Origin of the sequence: Pseudomonas sp. MWU12-2037, from assembly GCF_023242345.1 — a bacterium.
Classification (GTDB): Bacteria; Pseudomonadota; Gammaproteobacteria; order Pseudomonadales; family Pseudomonadaceae; genus Aquipseudomonas; species Aquipseudomonas gingeri_D.
Window position 1 is genome coordinate 116543 of the sequence record NZ_JALLIZ010000011.1, and the last position, 16957, is coordinate 133499.

13 protein-coding genes are annotated in these 16957 nt (G+C 62.2%); 4 read left to right on the plus strand and 9 right to left on the minus strand.

Annotated elements, in window-relative coordinates:
- Positions 1–2 precede the first annotated feature (2 nt).
- From M5B42_RS20650 to M5B42_RS20660, 3 genes are read left to right on the plus strand one after another with little or no spacing between them, the layout of a single operon-like run.
- The gene (locus tag M5B42_RS20650) at positions 3–491 is read left to right on the plus strand and encodes a hypothetical protein (RefSeq protein ID WP_248746859.1); all 489 of its coding nucleotides are present in this window, start codon (positions 3–5) and stop codon (positions 489–491) included.
- 39 nt (positions 492–530) lie between these two features.
- Entirely contained in the window at positions 531–1349 is an 819-nt protein-coding gene (locus M5B42_RS20655) for a sulfotransferase (RefSeq protein ID WP_248746860.1), read from the plus strand.
- A gap of 40 nt (positions 1350–1389) precedes the next feature.
- A complete protein-coding gene (locus M5B42_RS20660) occupies positions 1390–4521 on the plus strand; it encodes an autotransporter domain-containing protein (protein WP_248746861.1) in 3132 nt (1043 codons plus the stop codon).
- Positions 4522–5130: 609 nt separating this feature from the next.
- Here M5B42_RS20660 and M5B42_RS20665 read toward each other — a convergent pair.
- The 9 genes from M5B42_RS20665 to M5B42_RS20705 form a co-directional block, all read right to left on the minus strand.
- Entirely contained in the window at positions 5131–5886 is a 756-nt protein-coding gene (locus M5B42_RS20665; RefSeq protein ID WP_177099259.1) for an XRE family transcriptional regulator, read from the minus strand.
- A 228-nt stretch (positions 5887–6114) separates the two neighbouring features.
- Positions 6115–6642, minus strand: coding sequence for an inorganic diphosphatase (ppa, locus tag M5B42_RS20670; RefSeq protein ID WP_100941554.1), 528 nt, complete (start codon positions 6640–6642; stop codon positions 6115–6117).
- A 198-nt stretch (positions 6643–6840) separates the two neighbouring features.
- Positions 6841–7680, minus strand: coding sequence for a zinc-dependent peptidase (locus M5B42_RS20675; protein WP_178129989.1), 840 nt, complete (start codon positions 7678–7680; stop codon positions 6841–6843).
- Positions 7681–7684: 4 nt separating this feature from the next.
- Positions 7685–8341 carry a DedA family protein gene (locus M5B42_RS20680; RefSeq protein ID WP_152741720.1) on the minus strand — a complete coding sequence of 219 codons (657 nt, stop codon included), beginning with the start codon at positions 8339–8341 and terminating at the stop codon, positions 7685–7687.
- A gap of 284 nt (positions 8342–8625) precedes the next feature.
- The gene (locus tag M5B42_RS20685) at positions 8626–9084 is read right to left on the minus strand and encodes a GNAT family N-acetyltransferase (RefSeq protein WP_152741721.1); all 459 of its coding nucleotides are present in this window, start codon (positions 9082–9084) and stop codon (positions 8626–8628) included.
- Positions 9085–9187: 103 nt separating this feature from the next.
- On the minus strand, positions 9188–10018 hold the full coding sequence (gene eutC / locus M5B42_RS20690) for an ethanolamine ammonia-lyase subunit EutC (protein ID WP_152741722.1): 831 nt from the start codon (positions 10016–10018) through the stop codon (positions 9188–9190).
- Positions 10015–11409, minus strand: coding sequence for an ethanolamine ammonia-lyase subunit EutB (locus M5B42_RS20695; RefSeq protein WP_152741723.1), 1395 nt, complete (start codon positions 11407–11409; stop codon positions 10015–10017). The genes eutC and M5B42_RS20695 overlap by 4 nt, the downstream gene beginning before the upstream one ends.
- 180 nt (positions 11410–11589) lie before the next feature.
- The gene (eat, locus tag M5B42_RS20700; RefSeq protein ID WP_248746862.1) at positions 11590–12960 is read right to left on the minus strand and encodes an ethanolamine permease; all 1371 of its coding nucleotides are present in this window, start codon (positions 12958–12960) and stop codon (positions 11590–11592) included.
- Between the two features lie 245 nt (positions 12961–13205).
- The gene (locus M5B42_RS20705; protein WP_103497281.1) at positions 13206–14726 is read right to left on the minus strand and encodes an aldehyde dehydrogenase family protein; all 1521 of its coding nucleotides are present in this window, start codon (positions 14724–14726) and stop codon (positions 13206–13208) included.
- A gap of 293 nt (positions 14727–15019) precedes the next feature.
- Here M5B42_RS20705 and M5B42_RS20710 point away from each other — a divergent pair, with 293 nt between their 5' ends.
- Positions 15020–16936 (plus strand): sigma-54-dependent Fis family transcriptional regulator, encoded by a 1917-nt coding sequence (locus M5B42_RS20710; RefSeq protein ID WP_248746863.1) that lies wholly within the window; start codon positions 15020–15022, stop codon positions 16934–16936.
- The last annotated feature ends 21 nt before the right edge of the window (positions 16937–16957 follow it).

A 16957-nucleotide genomic window follows, 5' to 3' on the forward strand; every position in this document is an offset into this window, starting at 1 on the left:
CCATGTCGGCCATCAGCTTATTCAAAAATCACCGGATCGTCTGGGTATGGGGGCAGGTCACTGCCCAGATGCGCAGCGAACTCATCGCGTTCTGGGGCGAAACCGGCGCGATACCCGATCCCGCCGAGGCCTGGCGCAGAACCTTCGAGGTGGCGTGTGTGGTCCTGGACCCCGAGGGGCGGATCGTTGGGGTCAGCTCGGTGTATTGCGCCTCTCCCGGCGCCGGGGCGCTCTATTGGTTCTATCGCACCTTCATTCGTGAGGACCACCGTGAAGTTGGCCTGGCTCCCAGGTTGTTTACCCATACCTACGAGCAACTGGCGCTGGCCTATGCCGGCGACGCTCAGGCGCCCGTGGGGATGATGATCATTGTCGAGAATCCGAAGCTGGAGACCGCCGCTGGTATCCGTGTGATCCAGCGCGCCGGGTTCCAGCACCTGGGTATCGATGAGAGCGGTCAAAGTGTCTGGCATCGGCTGTTCCTGTCATGAGCCAGAGCGTTATCACCTACGTCACCAGGAACCCAGTCCATGGCTGAGCGCACTCTGCATTTCATTTCCGGCCTGCCCCGTTCCGGCTCGACCTTGCTGTCGGCCCTGTTGCGCCAGAATCCGCGTTTTCATGCGCACATGAGCAGCCCTGTGGCAGGCCTGGTCGATGACCTGCTCAATGGCATGAGCGGCAAGAACGAGTATTCACTGTTCATCTCCGATCAGCAGCGTGAGCGCATTCTGCGTGGGTTGTTCGAGCAGTTCTACGGTGACGAATTTTCCGCGCCGGTGATCTTCGACAGCAACCGTGCCTGGTGTTCGCGCATGGCCTTGCTCAAAAGCCTGTTCCCCGCCAGCAAGGTGATTGCCTGCGTGCGCGACGTGCCCTGGATCATCGACAGTATCGAGCGCCTGGTCCAGAACAACCGCCTTTCGCCCTCGGCGATTTTCAATTTCCACGCCGGTGGCACGGTCTATAGCCGCGCCGATGCTCTGGCGAATGCCGAGGGCATGCTCGGTTATCCCTACAACGCCCTCAAGCAGGCTTTTTATGGCGAGCACGCCGCCAGCTTGCTGCTGGTGCGTTACGAGAGCCTGGTCAGCGACCCGCAAGCGGTGCTCGACGGCATTTACGACTTCATTGGCGAGCCGGCTTTCAGTCACGACCTGCATAACGTCCAGTTCGAAGCGCAGGAGTTCGACCGGCGGGCCGGTACGCCAGGGCTGCACGATGTGCGGCCGAGCGTACAGGCCGTCCCCCGGCCGACGCTGCTGCCGCCCGATGTGTTCGCGCGGTTTATCAACGACGCTTTCTGGCAACACCCTCAACACAACACTCAAGGGGTCAGGATTCTTTGAAGAGCCCCCATAAAAAAATCAAACCATTGGAGCGCACGAGATGAACAAGGGGATTTATCGATTGGTCTGGAACAGCGGCCTGGGAGCGCTGCAAGTCGTTTCCGAAGCCGCCAAATCGAAGAGCTGCGGCGGCTCGGGCACGCGCCTGGCGGGGGGGCGCGGTAAAGCAGCGGTCTGGCCGCTGGCACTGCTGTCGCTGGGCATTGCCTCGTCGGCCTGGGCAGGTGCGCCCATCAACATCACTTCCAATGCCGATTCCGGTACGGGTTCCTTGCGCGAGCAATTGTCCATCGGTGGGACGTTGCGGGTGGACCCTTCCGTCAACACGATCAACCTCGGTTCGGATGCCACGATCAACAGTGGGCTAACGACGCTGACAGTGACTGCTCCCCTGACCGTCACCGGTGCCAATCTGGTGGGGAACAACGGTTCTCTGGGGTTGAGCGGGACGAGTGGTGGGATCATCACCACCGCGATCGCGGGGCAGTTCACCGGCGCTGCGGGGAGCGGCGGCCCATCGTTTCCGGGAGCCGTGGGCGCAGCCGGCTCGAACGTCAGCTCGGGTACCGGCGGCGTCGGCGGCACGGGCTCCACCGGCCAATACTCCACCCCGAACAATGCTTCGGCAGCCGTCAACGGGAGCTTTTTTACGCTGACCAACAATGCGACCCTCACCGGTGGTCAAGGTGTTGCCAGTGTCCCCGGCAACGGTGGCAATGGGGGGGTTGGCGGGTCCACCAGTTTAGCATCCGGTAACACCGGGGGCTCCGGTGGCACCGGCGGGGCCGGAGCGAACGGAGGCGCCGGCTCGGCCGGTGGGGCCGGCATTTCAGGCAGTTTCTTTACCGTTACCAATAACGCCAGCATCATCGGCGGCAATGGTGCCACCGGTGCCACCGGTGCCACAGGCGGTCAGGGTGGGGCCGGCAGCTCTTCCGGTAAATATGGTGGTAGCGGTGGCAATGGTGGTCGCGGTGGGAACGGTGGTAATGGCGGGCTAGGTGGTGCCGGCATCAGCGGTTTCAACATTCAGGTGATCAACACCGGCACGATTCAAGGCGGTAACGGTGGTATCGCCGGTGCTGCGGGCGTGGGTGGCGCAGGCGGTGCGAGAGGTACGGGCTTTAATCTCGTCGGCACGGCCGGGGTCGCGGGCGCCAACGGTGTTGCCGGCTTCGCGGGAGTAGGTGGCGCGGGTGTGGTGGTGACGGGCAACTCGACGGTCTTCAACGCCGGAACCATTTCTGGTGGTTTTGCCAATGACGGCAGTGGCGCCCGGGCCAATGCGATCGAGCTCAGTGGTGGTGGTAACCAGCTGACGCTCGCTGCCGGTTCGGTGATCAATGGCAATGTAGTCAGCTCCAGCGGTGGCAGCGATGTACTGGCCCTTGGCGGCGACAGCAACACTGGTTCCACCACGTTCGACCTCGCTTCGACCGGCCCTCAAGGGAGCCCGCTGCAGCAGTATCAGGGCTTCGGCAGCTTCGAGAAAATCGGCAACAGCACCTGGACCCTGACAGGCACTGACACCTATGGCCAGAATTGGGCCGTCAACAACGGCACCCTGGTCATGGCCAGTGGCGCGAGCCTGCTGGGTTCGGTGGCTGTCGCCAGCGGTGCCACGCTCAACACGAGTGACGCTTCGATCGCCGGAGGGGTGAGCAACGCCGGTGCGCTGGTGATTGGTAGTGCGGCCACGCCTTTTTCCACGCTGTCGGTGGGGAACACCTTCAGCCAGAGCAGCAGTGGCACGTTGCAGGTCAGCGCCCTTAGTTCATCGCAGTACAGCAAGCTCAGCGTCAATGGCAACGTCGCCCTGGCCGGCACCTTGAACGTCGACGTCAAAAGTGGCAATACCCTGGCCGCCGGTAATCAGTTGACCCACGTGATCAGTGCGACCGGCACGGTCACTGGCCAGTTCAGCCATGTCACCGATAACAGCCTGCTGTTCGACTTCACGCCGACCTACAACAGCAGCAGTGTCGACCTGAATGTGGTCGCCACCTCTGGCAGCGCCAACACCGTTCTGGGCAGCGTCCAGGCCCTCGGCAATTCTCCGGCCCTGGGTGCCGCGGCAGCCTTGGACCAGATCATTGCCAGCGATCCAAATGGCAAGTTGGCCAGTCACTTTGTCGCGCTCAGTAACCAGGGCGAAGTGTCCAAGGCCGCCAGCGAAGTCTTGCCGCTGATGACCGGAGGATCCACCACTGCGGCGCGAGCGGCATTGAGCAGCATCAACGGCGTGGTGCAGGCGCGCAGCGAATCGGTCCTTGGCGGCCAGTCTTCCGGCGACAGCGGCCAGTCTTCCGGCGACAGCGGCCTGTCTTCCGGCGAGAGCGTGACTGAGCAGCACCTCTGGATCAAGCCGTTCGGCTCCTGGGCCAACCAAGCAAGCCACGATGGCGTTGCCGGGGTCAACTCCAGTGTGGGCGGTATGGCCTTTGGCCTCGATGCCAACCTCAATGATCGCTGGATGCTGGGTACAGCCTTCATCTACGCCAAGGCGGACACCCACAACAGTGGTGACACCGCCAGTCAACAGCTGACCACCGACGTCTATCAATTGGTGGGCTACGGTGCGTATCACCTGGACGACACCACTGACCTGAGTTTCCAGCTCGATGGCGGCCAGAACCACAACGATGGCAAGCGCAACCTCGACTTCGCCGGGCTGCAAGCCAAATCCAACTACGACTCCTGGACCGCCCATGCTGGTGTTGCCCTGGAACGGACCTTCAGCCTGACGCCCGCCACGCGCTTCACCCCCTCGGTACGGGCGGACTACACCTGGATCAAGGATGAGGCCTACAACGAAAAAGGTGCCGATGAGCTGGACCTGCAGGTCAAGAGTCGCAGCACCAATCAGTTCATTCTCGGTGTGGATGGCAAGCTGGCCCATGACCTCACGCAACAGCTGACCTTGAGTGGCAAGCTGGGCGTCGGTTATGACTTGCTGGCGAGTCGTGACTCGCTGACCAGCAGCTTTGCCGGTGCGCCGGGAACGGTCTTCACCACTTACTCCAGCAGTCCGCAGCGCTGGCTGGCTCGCGGTGGCACCGAGTTGAGCTACGCGGTCAACGGCCAACTGCAACTGGCCGTGCGTTATGACGTGGAGGAGCGCAGCCACTTCGTCAACCAGACTGCTTCTGCCCAAGCACGCTGGGCCTTCTAAAGGTCGGGTAGGCCGGGAGGCCGACCACGGGGGCTTGATGTTCCCGTGTGCAGTCATCCGGTGATACGCAAAAGGCCCCTGAAGTCGAGAGACTCCAGGGGCCTTTTGTGTTCTCGATTCCGAAGCGGTTGCGCCGCTCTATTCCCCCGCCCGTCTTTATGGGGGCGCTAGGTGCTCAGTCTCGGAGTGAAGAACGAAAGCCGTGTCGAGTGATGTGTTCGTATCCCATGGCGTGCAGGAGAGTGCGTATGGCGTTGAACACCATCGGACAGGGGAATGCCTGAAGCCCCGGAATAGCTAGGCTGTCGGCAGGATTCTCGGAGGGCACAGGATTATTTCGGACAATTAAAAAGCCGGCTTGTGGCCGGCTTCTCGGGGACGGGTTTGGCTTATTTTTGGTAAGCCTCGCTCGCCTTCAAAATGTACATCCAGAGCAAATCTGGTTGTGGGACACCACGCAGTTGTCTCGCGCCGTGTCGTGGGCAATGTGGCCTGCTGGAAGCAGGACGCTGCCCAAATGTGCCGCGCAGGATACCGGCATTTACGACAGATTCCCAGCGAAAACCACACGCCAGAGCTGTCGTTTTCAGACAAGAGATGTCTTGTCCCCTATTTTGAGGGCACCGGCGGCCGTCGCTTGTTCAATGTCGACCACCAGAACACCCAACCCAGTACCCGGATGTTCTGCTCGTCGATCTGTTCCGCCGTGAACACTTCGTCCGGGTACTCGGCGCTGTTATGGCTGCGCAGCCGCAAGGCCCCCGCCGGCAGGCGATAGACATACTTCACCCGCAGCATGCCGTCGTGCTCCAGCGCGTAGATTTCGCCGTCCACCACCTGGGTCAGGCTGCGGTCGATGGCAATGGTGGAGCCGTCCTGGATCTTTTCCGCCATGCTGTTGCCGGTCATGGGCGCGCAGATGGCCTGGTCCGGCTCGACACCCATGGCCTGCAGGATGCGATAGGGCAGGCGTACCTTGCGCCCAGGGATGATCGCAACCTGGGTCAGGCTTGATCCGGGGGCCGTTGGCGTCTCCTTGTACAGCGGCACTTGCACATCGTTGCGCTCGGTTGCTGCCAGCTCGTCACGGGCCGAGTAGGGCTCCTTGCCATGGAGAGGCTGCGCTTCTTCATCCTGCGCCTCATTGCTCGAGCTGCCGGGGTGCTTGGGTCCGTCGCCGTTGCGCAGCCAGCGGCTATTGACGCACAACAGCTCGGCTATCTCGTCCAGTCGCGCCATGGGAATGCCGCGCTTGAACCAGTTGTTGACGTGCTGCGGCGTCACTTGCCGGTTGGCAGCGAAGTCCGAAGCAGATAGGTGGCACTCCCGCAGGAGGGCCCTTAAGCGATCGCCTGATGTATTCATGAACACGGAGTTTACTGGCGTGCTACACCTGTTTAAATAAACGAGGTGTTCAAAAATCGCCCTGGTCAGCACACGAGCTGATTGGGTTTGTTCAGAATTCCTACACTCAAATAGCTGAACCTGAGTCGTTGTGTTTATTCATTAAAACTCTTGTTTGTTTATTGGTAAACAGGCACAAAAAAACCCCGGCAAGCCGGGGTTTTTCAGTTCGCGCCAGGGCGCGGCGGATCAGCCCTTGTAAGCGGCGACCGACTTCATGATTTCGGCGCGGGCGGCTTCGGCATCGCCCCAGCCTTCGATCTTCACCCACTTGCCTTTTTCGAGATCCTTGTAGTTCTCGAAGAAGTGCTTGATCTGCTCCAGCAGCAGTGGTGGCAGGTCGGTGTATTCCTTCACGTCGACGTACAGCTGGGACAGTTTGTCGTGTGGGACCGCGAGGACCTTGGCGTCGCCGCCGCCGTCGTCGGTCATGTGCAGGATGCCGACCGGACGGGCACGGATGACCGAGCCTGGGGTGACCGGGTACGGGGTCACGACCAGCACGTCGAGGGGGTCGCCGTCGTCAGCCAGGGTATTGGGGATGAAACCGTAGTTGGCCGGGTAGAACATCGGGGTAGCCATGAAACGGTCAACGAACAGGCAATCGCTGTCTTTGTCGATTTCGTATTTGATCGGCGCGTGGTTGGCCGGAATCTCGATCGCGACGTAGATGTCGTTCGGCAGGTCTTTGCCAGCCGGAATCTTGCTGTAGCTCATTGGGCGATGCCCCCGTTGGTTGATCAGAAAACTTGGCCGGTTTGACCAAAAAGTGGCGGGGATTATAGGCATATTCCGGGGCCGATGCCACGGGCGGCGGGACGTGTGGAATACCACCTTGGTCGGGGGCTGCTGGGTAGTGTGAGGTCCTGAAGTCCTGTGCTGTGCCGACGACCGCTATCGCCGGCAAGCCGGCTCCTAGAGGCGGGGAGTGGCGCTCGGGCCTTGTGCTTCGGGCTGGTAGCGTGGGTCGTGGGCTTGCAGATGCTGCAGCCGCGCCAGCGGGTCCTGGCGGTAGAACGCGCGCAATTGCTCGTACACCTGCGGGTAGGCCGTGGCCAGGATATCCGGGGCACTGAAGAAATATTCGCTGGTCACCGCGAAGAATTCCGCCGGGTTTTCCGCGGCATAAGGATCAATCGCGGTATCGGCGTCGGGGTTGCGGTCCAGTTGGCGATTGAGGTCGTCGTAGGCGTGTTGCATGACCTTGGCCCATTCGCCTACGCGCATGTCGCCGTGCAACGGTGGCAGGCCGTTGGCGCTGCCGCTGAGCATATCGAGCTTGTGCGCCAGTTCGTGGATCACCAGGTTGTAGCCTTCCCAGCCGCCGCTGGCCTGTACGCCGGGCCACGCCAGGATGATCGGGCCCTGTTGCCAGGCTTCGCCGCTGTGCTCGGCATCCCATTCGTGCTCCACGCCGCTGGCGTCACGATGGCGCTGGGGGCTGAGGAAGTCGTCCGGGTAGAGGACGATTTCATGGAAGCCCTGGTACCAGTTCAAGTCCCCCAGGTGCAACAGGGGCAGTTGTGCCTGGGCCGCCAGCAGCAGGCGGCGTTCCTGGTTCAGCTCGACGCCCGGCAAGGCGCTCAGGTGCTTGTCGTCGAGGAACAGCACGCTGTGTTCTCGCAGCCAGCGATCCTCGGCATCGCTCAGGCCGTCGAGGAAGCTCAGGTGTTCGCGGACCCGTTGCCAGGTTTCATCGGCAACGGGGTGGCGGGCCAGGGTTCGCCGGCGACGCCAGGCACTCAGCGACCACACGGGATCAGTGGGTGCCGGCTTTGGACGCGGCGTTGCCGAAGCGGCTGCGGACCACGCCGATGATCATCGGCAGCAGCGACAGCAGGATGATGCCAACGACCAGCAGCGACAGGTTTTTCTTGATGAACGGTACGTTGCCGAAGAAATAACCCAGGGTGACCAGGCCGCCGACCCAGAAAATGGTGCCGAGGATGCTGAACATGAAGAAACGCGGGTAAGGCATTTTGCCAACGCCGGCGACGAACGGTGCGAAGGTCCGCAGGATCGGCAGGAAGCGCGCCAGGGTCACGGTCTTGCCGCCATGGCGATCATAGAAGTCGTGGGTCTTCTGCAGATAGTCGCGGCGGAAGATCTTCGAGTTCGGGTTGCTGAAGAGCTTCTCGCCCGCCGTTCGGCCGATGATGTAGTTGGTGCTGTCGCCGAGAATCGCCGCCAGCATCAGCAGGCCGGCCAGCAGTACCGGGTCCATGCCACCGCCCGCGGCCACCGCGCCGGCGATGAACAGCAGCGAATCGCCCGGCAGGAACGGCATCACCACCAGGCCGGTTTCGCAGAAGATCACCAGGAACAGGATGGCGTAGATCCAGAGCCCGTAGTTGTTCACCAGCATGTCGAGGTAGACATCGAGATGCAGGACTATGTCGATCGGGTTGAAATCCATGGGTGGCACCTGTGTGGATGGTCCGACTCGGCGGACCCGTGCAAGGAAAATAGATAGGCGTAGTTAACTACAAGGAATGTAGTTTTTTCGTACATTCCGTGGGAAAGCGGGATTATAAGAGTTGGGGAGATTTCTGCCTGCTGAGTTTGTAGCGGGGGATGTCGGGCGAAGATTATGCACGGGTCCGTGAGAGCGTCGGTCGACGCTCGACTGCCAGTGATGGCGATGTGGTATTCACTACCGCTATCGCTGGCAAGCCAGCTCCTACAGAGCGCGTGTGATGATCACTTTTCGTCGATCGGCAACACGTAGTTCTTGAATTCGCTGTCTTCGCGAAAACCAATGGATTCGTAGGTTTTCTGCGCCACCAGGTTGTTGCTGCTGGTGGACACGCGCAGACGAACGGCGTGGGTGTCACGGGCCATTTTCTTCGCCGTGCGCATCAGGTTGTCGGCCACCAGCTGGCGACGGGCGTCCTCGGCGACGTAGATATCGTTGAGGATCCACACGCGCTTGAGTGAGAGCGAAGAAAAGCTTGGGTACAGCTGGCAGAAACCGAGCACCTTTTTGTCGTCATCGTCGGCCAACGCCAGGTAAATCACCGACTCTTTGCGGCGCAGGCGTTTTTCCAGGAAGCTACGGGACGAATCAGGGAAGGGCAGTGCACCGTAGAATTCACGGTATTTGACGAACAGGGGCGTCAGCAGGTCCAGGTGTTCCAGGGTCGCTTGAGTAATCCGCATAGATCAGGCCTCAACTTCGTAGATATGACGGCAAACGGTTCACTCGGGCAGCCGCAGCGTCGATGCTGCCCAAAGCGCGGGAAAAGCGCAATCCGGATGACGGTCAGTCTTGGGGCGGGCCCAGTAGGAAGTTGCCGTTTGAATGGACATCCGAATCACTCTCCAGCGTTTGCACTTGAGCCTCGTCCTTGAGATTGACCCCCGATAATTGTCGGCGGCAGGCTTCTTTCATCAGGTACAGCAGTTTGTGCGCGGCCATGCCGTAACTCATGCCCTCCAGACGCACGTTGGAGATGCAGTTGCGGTAGGCGTCGGTCAGGCCGACTTTTGGATTATAGGTGAAATACAAACCCAGGCTGTCCGGCGAACTCAGACCGGGGCGTTCGCCGATCAGGATCACGGTCATTTTCGCACCGAGCAATTCGCCGATTTCGTCAGCCACCGCGACTCGTCCCTGTTCCACCAGGATCACTGGCGACGTCGACCAGCCTTCGGCCTGGATCTGCTCCTCCAGGCGGTTGAGGAAGGGCAGGGTATGCCGATGCACCGCCAGCGCCGAGAGACCGTCGGCCACGACAATGGCCAGGTCGATACCGCCGGGATGGGCCAGGGCATGCTCGCGTAGCTGTTGGGCCGACGCGCTGTTGAGCTTGCGACCCAGATCCGGGCGTTGCAGGTAGCTGTGGCGGTCGTCGGCAGCACTGTGCAGCAGCAGTGTTTCCCGCCCACGCTCGGCGAGTTGGGCGCTCAAGCCGGCGTGGTCGAACGGCAGGTGCACGGCGTCGCGGGCCTGGGCGTGGGCGAACTGGAAATCCAGTTGTGCGCGGGTGGGCAGGCTGGTGCCGGTACGTCCCAGGGCAATACGCGCCGGGGTCAGGCGACGCAGTTGCAGCCAGGGGTTGTCGTTGTCGATCTCGTTGGCCATGTCGTTCATCCAAGCTGCGCCAGTGCCTGGCGAAACGCCGGGGGCAGGCTGTTGCCAAAGTGCACCTTGCCGTCGGCCTGGGTAAAGATGCCCATCTTCGCCAGCCACTGTTCGAACTCCGGCGCGGGCTTGAGGCCCAGGGTCTGGCGGGCATACAAGGCGTCGTGGAACGAGGTGGTCTGGTAGTTGAGCATGATGTCGTCGGAGCCGGGAATACCCATGATGAAATTGATCCCGGCCACCCCCAGCAGGGTCAGCAGGGTGTCCATGTCGTCCTGGTCGGCTTCGGCGTGGTTGGTATAGCAGATGTCGCAGCCCATGGGCACGCCCAGCAGCTTGCCGCAGAAGTGGTCTTCGAGGCCGGCGCGGATGATCTGCTTGCCGTTGTAGAGGTATTCCGGGCCGATAAAACCGACCACGGTGTTGACCAGGAAGGGTTTGAAGTGTCGGGCCACGGCATAGGCGCGGGTTTCGCAGGTCTGCTGGTCGACGCCGAAGTGGGCGTTGGCCGACAGCGCGCTGCCCTGGCCGGTTTCGAAATACATCAGGTTTTGCCCGAGGGTGCCGCGATTCAGGCTCAGGCCGGCGTCGTAGCCTTCCTGCAGGACGCTCAGGCTGATGCCGAAACTGGCGTTGGCCGCTTCGGTGCCGGCAATCGACTGGAACACCAGGTCCAGGGGCACGCCACGGTTGATCGCCTCGATGGAGGTGGTGACGTGGGTCAGCACGCAGGCCTGGGTGGGGATTTCGTAGCGCTTGATGACCGCGTCGAGCATGTTCAGCAGGTCGCAGATCGAGCTCAGGCTGTCGGTGGCCGGGTTGATGCCGATCATCGCGTCGCCGTTGCCGTAGAGCAGGCCGTCGAGGACGCTGGCAGCAATGCCGGCCGGGTCGTCAGTGGGGTGGTTGGGTTGCAGGCGGGTCGACAAGCGACCGCGCAGGCCCAGGGTGCCGCGGAATTTCGTCACCACGCGGATCTTCTGGGCGACGAGTATCAGGTCCTGCACACGCATGATCTTCGACACGGCGGCGGCCATTTCCGGGGTCAGGCCCGGGGCCAGGGCGCGCAGGCTCTGTTCGTCGGCGGCGTCGCTGAGCAGCCAGTCGCGCAGGCCGCCGACGGTCAGGTGGCTGACGACGGCGAAGGCCTGTTTATCGTGGGTGTCGACGATCAGCCGGGTGACTTCATCGGATTCGTAGGGGATCAGCATTTCCTCGAGGAAATGCTTGAGGGGAATATTGGCCAGGGCCATCTGGGCCGCGACCCGTTCGCCGTCATTGAGGGCGGCGACCCCGGCCAGGAAATCACCGGAGCGGGCGGGGCTGGCCTTGGCCATGACATCCTTGAGGCTGTCGAAGCGGTAGGTCTGGGCGCCGACGGAATGGGCGAATGTGGCCATGGGGCGGTGTCCTCCTGAACTTTAACGATAACCCTTCCTTGTAGGAGCCGGCTTGCTGGCGATGGCAGCCGACCAGGCGATGCATGTCTTGCTGGCCTCATCGCCAGCAAGCCGGCTCCTACAGTTCAGCGGTGTTCATATGTACAGCGCCGGGGCGCAGGGCGCCCCGTGCTGGTGCAATCAGTTACCTGTGAGCATAGCGTCCGCCGGTGCGTCCGAGCGCTGGCTGGCGGTCAGCTGGAAGTAGATGAAGCCCACCGCCATGAAACCGAGGAAAATCAGGCCGATCAGGGTGTTGAACCAGGCCATCGCGATCAGGCACACCACCGCCAGGACCAGCGCGATACCCGGGATGATCGGGTAGCCCGGCGCGCGGAAGCTGCGCTCCAGGTTCGGCTCGGTTTTACGCAGCTTGAACAGGCTCAGCATACTGATGATGTACATCACAATGGCACCGAATACCGACATGGTGATCATCGCGGCCGTCAGACTCATGCCTTGCAGGTTGACCAGCCCGTCGCTGTAGATCGCCGCGATGCCGATCACACCGCCGGCCAGGATGGCCCGGTGCGGGGTCTGGAAGCGCGACAGCTTGGCCAGCGAGCGTGGCAGGTAACCGGCCCGGGCCAGGGCGAAGAACTGCCGTGAGTAACCGAGGATGATCCCGTGGAAGCTGGCCACCAGGCCGAACAGGCCGATCCACACCAGCATGTGCATCCAGCTGGAGTTATTGCCGACCACGGCTTTCATTGCCTGGGGCAACGGGTCGTTGATGTTCGACAGCTGGCGCCAGTCGCCGACGCCGCCGGCCATCACCATCACGCCGAGGGCCAGGAACACCAGGGTCAGAATGCCGCCGACATAGGCCTTGGGAATGGTGCGCTTGGGGTCCTTGGCCTCTTCGGCGGCCATGGCCGCGCCTTCGATGGCGAGGAAGAACCAGATCGCGAAGGGGATCGCGGCGAAGATGCCGGGGATCGAGTCGATGCTGAAAGTGCTCGAGCCGGACCAGCCGTTGAGCACGAAATTGCTGAAGCTGAAGCCCGGCGCGACCACGCCCATGAACACCAGCAACTCGGCCACCGCGAGCACCGTCACCACCAGTTCGAAGGTGGCGGCGATGCTGACGCCGAGGATATTCAGGCCCATGAACACCACATAGGCGCCGACGGCGGCGAGACGTGGGTCGAGGTCCGGGTACTGGACGTTGAGGTAGGCGCCGATGGCCATGGCGATGGCCGGCGGGGCGAAGACGAACTCGATCAGGGTGGCGATCCCCGCGATCAGGCCACCGCGTTCGCCAAAGGCCCGGCGGCTATAGGCAAAAGGCCCGCCGGCATGGGGAATCGCGGTGGTCAGTTCGGTGAAGCTGAAGATGAAGCAGGTGTACATGGTCGCCACCAGCAGGGTGGTGACGAGGAAGCCCATGGTGCCGGCGGTCCCCCAGCCATAGCTCCAGCCGAAGTATTCGCCGGAGATCACCAGGCCCACGGCGATGCCCCAGAGGTGCAGGGTGCCGAGGGTGGGTTTGAGTTCGGTTTGGGTTGTCATAAGTCCTCGCTTGTCATTTTTATTGTTTGGGTGTTGGACTTGCGGGTATCGATTTTCGGTACAGCGTGCACGCAAAGCCCGTGCCAGAGCGGCCAGGCGTTATTTTCAGGGTGTCAGTGACGGCCTCTTCGCGGCGGTTCGGCGCCCCGACAAGCCCTGCTCCTACAATGTAGTGTCGTACCCGAGAGGGCGTACAACACGAAACCTGTAGGAGCCTGGCTTGCCCGCGAAGGCGGCCTCAGGGTTTAGAAGAACCCAAGTGGATTGATGTCATAGCTCACCAGCAGGTTCTTGGTCTGCTGGTAATGATCGAGCATCATTTTGTGGGTTTCGCGACCCACGCCGGACTTCTTGTAGCCGCCGAACGCGGCATGCGCCGGGTACAGGTGGTAGCAGTTGGTCCAGACGCGACCGGCCTTGATCGCCCGGCCCACGCGGTAGGCGCGGTTGATATCACGGGTCCACAGGCCCGCACCGAGACCGAACTCGGTGTCGTTGGCAATCGCCAGGGCCTCGGCTTCGTCCTTGAAGGTGGTGATGCTCACCACCGGGCCAAAGATTTCTTCCTGGAACACGCGCATCTTGTTGGTGCCCTTGAGCAGGGTCGGTTGGATGTAATAGCCGGTGGCCAGATCCCCTTCGAGCTTCTGCACCTGGCCGCCGGTCAGCAACTGCGCGCCTTCCTGCTTGGCGATTTCCAGGTAGGAGAGGATCTTGTCGAACTGCTGCTCGGAAGCCTGGGCGCCGACCATGGTGTCGGTGTCCAGCGGGTCGCCACGTTTGATCTGCTCGACTTTCTTCATCACCACTTGCATGAACTCGTCGTAGATCGACTCTTCAATCAGGGCGCGGGATGGGCAGGTACAGACTTCGCCCTGGTTGAAGAAGGCCAGGACCAGGCCTTCGGCGGCCTTTTCGATAAAGCTCGGCTCGGCTTTCATGATGTCGGCGAAGAAGATGTTCGGCGACTTGCCGCCCAGCTCCACGGTGGACGGGATGATGTTCTCGGCCGCGCATTTCATGATGTGCGAGCCGACCGGAGTCGAGCCGGTAAAGGCGATCTTGGCGATGCGCTTGCTGGTGGCCAGGGCTTCGCCGGCTTCTTTGCCGAACCCTTGCACCACGTTCAGCACGCCAGGTGGCAGCAGGTCGCCGATCAGTTCCATCAGCACGGTGATGCCCAGCGGGGTCTGCTCGGCCGGCTTGAGTACCACGCAGTTGCCGGCGGCCAGGGCCGGAGCGAGTTTCCAGGCGGCCATCAGGATCGGGAAGTTCCACGGGATGATCTGCCCGACCACGCCCAGGGGTTCGTGGATGTGATAGGCCACGGTGTTGCCGTCGATTTCCGCGGCGCTGCCTTCCTGGGCCCGCAGGCAACCGGCGAAGTAACGGAAATGGTCAGCGGCCAGAGGGATGTCGGCGTTGAGGGTTTCGCGCACGGCCTTGCCGTTGTCCCAGCTTTCGGTGATGGCCAGCAGTTCGAGGTTCTGTTCGATACGGTCGGCGATTTTCAGCAGGGCCAGCGAGCGCGCCTGGACCGAGGTGGCGCCCCAGGCATCGGCGGCGGCATGGGCGGCGTCGAGGGCCTTGTCGATATCCTTGGCGTTGGAACGGGGGAATTCGGCAATGGCCTTGCCATTGACCGGGGAGGTGTTGGTGAAATACTGGCCGTCGACAGGCGCGACGAATTCGCCATTGATGTAGTTGCCGTACTTGGACTTGAACGTAACGATGGCGCCGGCAGTACCAGGGTGGGCGTAACGCATGGTGTGTGTCTCCTTGGCTATTGTGCTTATAAGGGAGTACGCGCTTGAGCGCTTCATAAGCGTAGAGCAAAGGTCGGGCCAGTGCGTCGAGGTCCGGGTTCCAGAGCGGTTGCCGGGTGTCTCCGGTGACAGATGGCGGGGGTGTTGCAACAGGGATGACACAGCCAGGGTGACAGTTTGTACCGTGATTGGCACAGCCTGTGACTCGGCGGTCGCGGGGTGATTGCATTGCTCGTGGCGCTGGAGGATGCTGGTCATCCATCCGCACCTACAGGTCGGGAGAATAATAAGAAATGCAGAACAACCATCTGAGTCGCCATGCCCAGCAGGTGCTGACCGTGACCCAGGGCAAGGCCCTCCCGGGCGGTCCCGGCAGTGATCCGTCCATTGCCCGCTCCTGGCTGCGCTGCCTGGAGGACTATCACCTCGACCCCTCGCTGAGCATCGCGCCCACCGTGCTTGAACACGGTCGCCTGCTGGAAAGCCGCGAGCACCTGCGTCAGGTCCTGCAGATTGCCGGTAATGAAATGACCAGCCTGCACCAGCAACTCTCCGGTGCCGGTCACGCGGTGCTGCTCACCGACGCCCGCGGGGTGATCCTCAATTGCGTCACTGCCCCCGCCGAACGCAAGATATTCGAACGCGCCGGCCTCTGGCTGGGCGCCGACTGGAGCGAGGCCTGCGAAGGCACCAACGGCATTGGCACCTGTCTGGTGGAGCGCCAGTCCCTGACCATCCATCAGGATGAACATTTCCGTGGCCGCCACACTGGCCTGACCTGCTCCGCCAGCCCGGTCTTCGATCCCCATGGCGAATTGATGGCGGTGCTCGACGTGTCCTCAGCCCGTCCGGACGTGTCGCGCCAGAGCCAGTTCCACACCATGGCGCTGGTCAATCTCTCGGCGAAGATGATCGAGAGCTGCTATTTCCTTCGGCATTACGACAACCATTGGCTGCTGCGTTTTCATTTGCAGGCCGAGTCGGTGGGGCTGTTCAGCGAAGGGTTGTTGGCGTTCGACGGCGAAGGTCGGATCAGTGCCGTCAACCAGAGTGCCCTGAACCTGCTGGGGCAGGGGCGCAGCGGTTTGTTGGGCCAGCCGGTGGAGGCGTTCTTCGATTGCTCGCTGGATGAACTGCTTGGTCGTGCCAGTGCCCAGGCCAGTGCCAGTTGGCCACTGCGTACCCGTGACGGCCGTGCCCTGTTCGCGGTGTTGCGCGGTCAGCCACGCAGCGTGCCCAAGGTGCTGGCGCCGACCCCGGCACCACTGGAGCGGCCGAAGCCGTCCAACATCTGCCTGGGCGATCCGGCCTTGCAGACGGATTTTCGTCGGGCGCTACGGGTCTTCGAGCGCGATGTGCCCTTGCTGATCAATGGCGAAACCGGTTCGGGCAAGGAGGCCTTCGCCAAGGCGGTGCACCAGGCCAGCCAGCGTGCCGAGAAAGCCTTTGTCGCCCTCAACTGCGCGGCGATTCCCGAGAGTCTGATCGAAAGTGAACTGTTCGGTTATCGCGGCGGCAGTTTTACCGGCGCGCGCAAGGAGGGCATGCGCGGCAAGCTGCAGCAGGCCGATGGTGGCACGCTGTTTCTCGATGAGATTGGTGATATGCCGTTGGCCTTGCAGACCCGCTTGCTGCGGGTGCTGGAGGATCGCCAGGTGGTGCCCATCGGCGGCGAGCCGGAGGCGGTCAATGTACGGATTATCAGCGCCACGCACCGTAACCTGATGGAGCGGGTCGGCGATGGCAGTTTCCGCGAGGATCTGTACTACCGGCTCAATGGGCTGGAAGTTGCCTTGCCGGCGCTGCGCGAGCGCTGCGATAAATCGCAGTTGCTGGATTTCCTGCTGGCGGAGGAGGCTGGCGATCAACCCGTATTGATTGACGCCGCCGCGCGTCAGGCGCTGCTGGCATTCGAGTGGCCAGGCAATGTGCGGCAGATGCGTACGGTGTTGCGCACGCTGGCGGCGTTGTGCGAGGACGGTCGGATCGGGCTTGAGGACCTGCCGGTGCTGATCCGTCAGGCGCGGCCGAGTCTGGTCGCGGTGGCGGTTGATGAGCCGTGCGGACATCCCCTCGAAGACGCCGAGCGCCTGGCCCTGCTCAATGCCCTGGAACAGCAGCGCTGGCACATGACCCATACGGCCGAGCAACTGGGGGTCAGCCGCAACACCCTGTATCGCAAGCTGCGCAAGCACGGGATCGCCCGCTAGACCCTGAAACACCAGGTGCGA

Excerpts from the sequence above, each read along its gene's own strand:
- M5B42_RS20650 (WP_248746859.1), top strand. The coding sequence starts at position 3 with ATGTCGGCCATCAGCTTATTCAAAAATCACCGGATCGTCTGGGTATGG.
- M5B42_RS20655 (WP_248746860.1), top strand. The coding sequence starts at position 531 with ATGGCTGAGCGCACTCTGCATTTCATTTCCGGCCTGCCCCGTTCCGGC.
- M5B42_RS20660 (WP_248746861.1), top strand. The coding sequence starts at position 1,390 with ATGAACAAGGGGATTTATCGATTGGTCTGGAACAGCGGCCTGGGAGCG.
- M5B42_RS20665 (WP_177099259.1), bottom strand. The coding sequence starts at position 5,886 with ATGAATACATCAGGCGATCGCTTAAGGGCCCTCCTGCGGGAGTGCCAC.
- ppa (WP_100941554.1), bottom strand. The coding sequence starts at position 6,642 with ATGAGCTACAGCAAGATTCCGGCTGGCAAAGACCTGCCGAACGACATC.
- M5B42_RS20680 (WP_152741720.1), bottom strand. The coding sequence starts at position 8,341 with ATGGATTTCAACCCGATCGACATAGTCCTGCATCTCGATGTCTACCTC.
- M5B42_RS20685 (WP_152741721.1), bottom strand. The coding sequence starts at position 9,084 with ATGCGGATTACTCAAGCGACCCTGGAACACCTGGACCTGCTGACGCCC.
- eutC (WP_152741722.1), bottom strand. The coding sequence starts at position 10,018 with ATGAACGACATGGCCAACGAGATCGACAACGACAACCCCTGGCTGCAA.
- M5B42_RS20695 (WP_152741723.1), bottom strand. The coding sequence starts at position 11,409 with ATGGCCACATTCGCCCATTCCGTCGGCGCCCAGACCTACCGCTTCGAC.
- eat (WP_248746862.1), bottom strand. The coding sequence starts at position 12,960 with ATGACAACCCAAACCGAACTCAAACCCACCCTCGGCACCCTGCACCTC.
- M5B42_RS20705 (WP_103497281.1), bottom strand. The coding sequence starts at position 14,726 with ATGCGTTACGCCCACCCTGGTACTGCCGGCGCCATCGTTACGTTCAAG.
- M5B42_RS20710 (WP_248746863.1), top strand. The coding sequence starts at position 15,020 with ATGCAGAACAACCATCTGAGTCGCCATGCCCAGCAGGTGCTGACCGTG.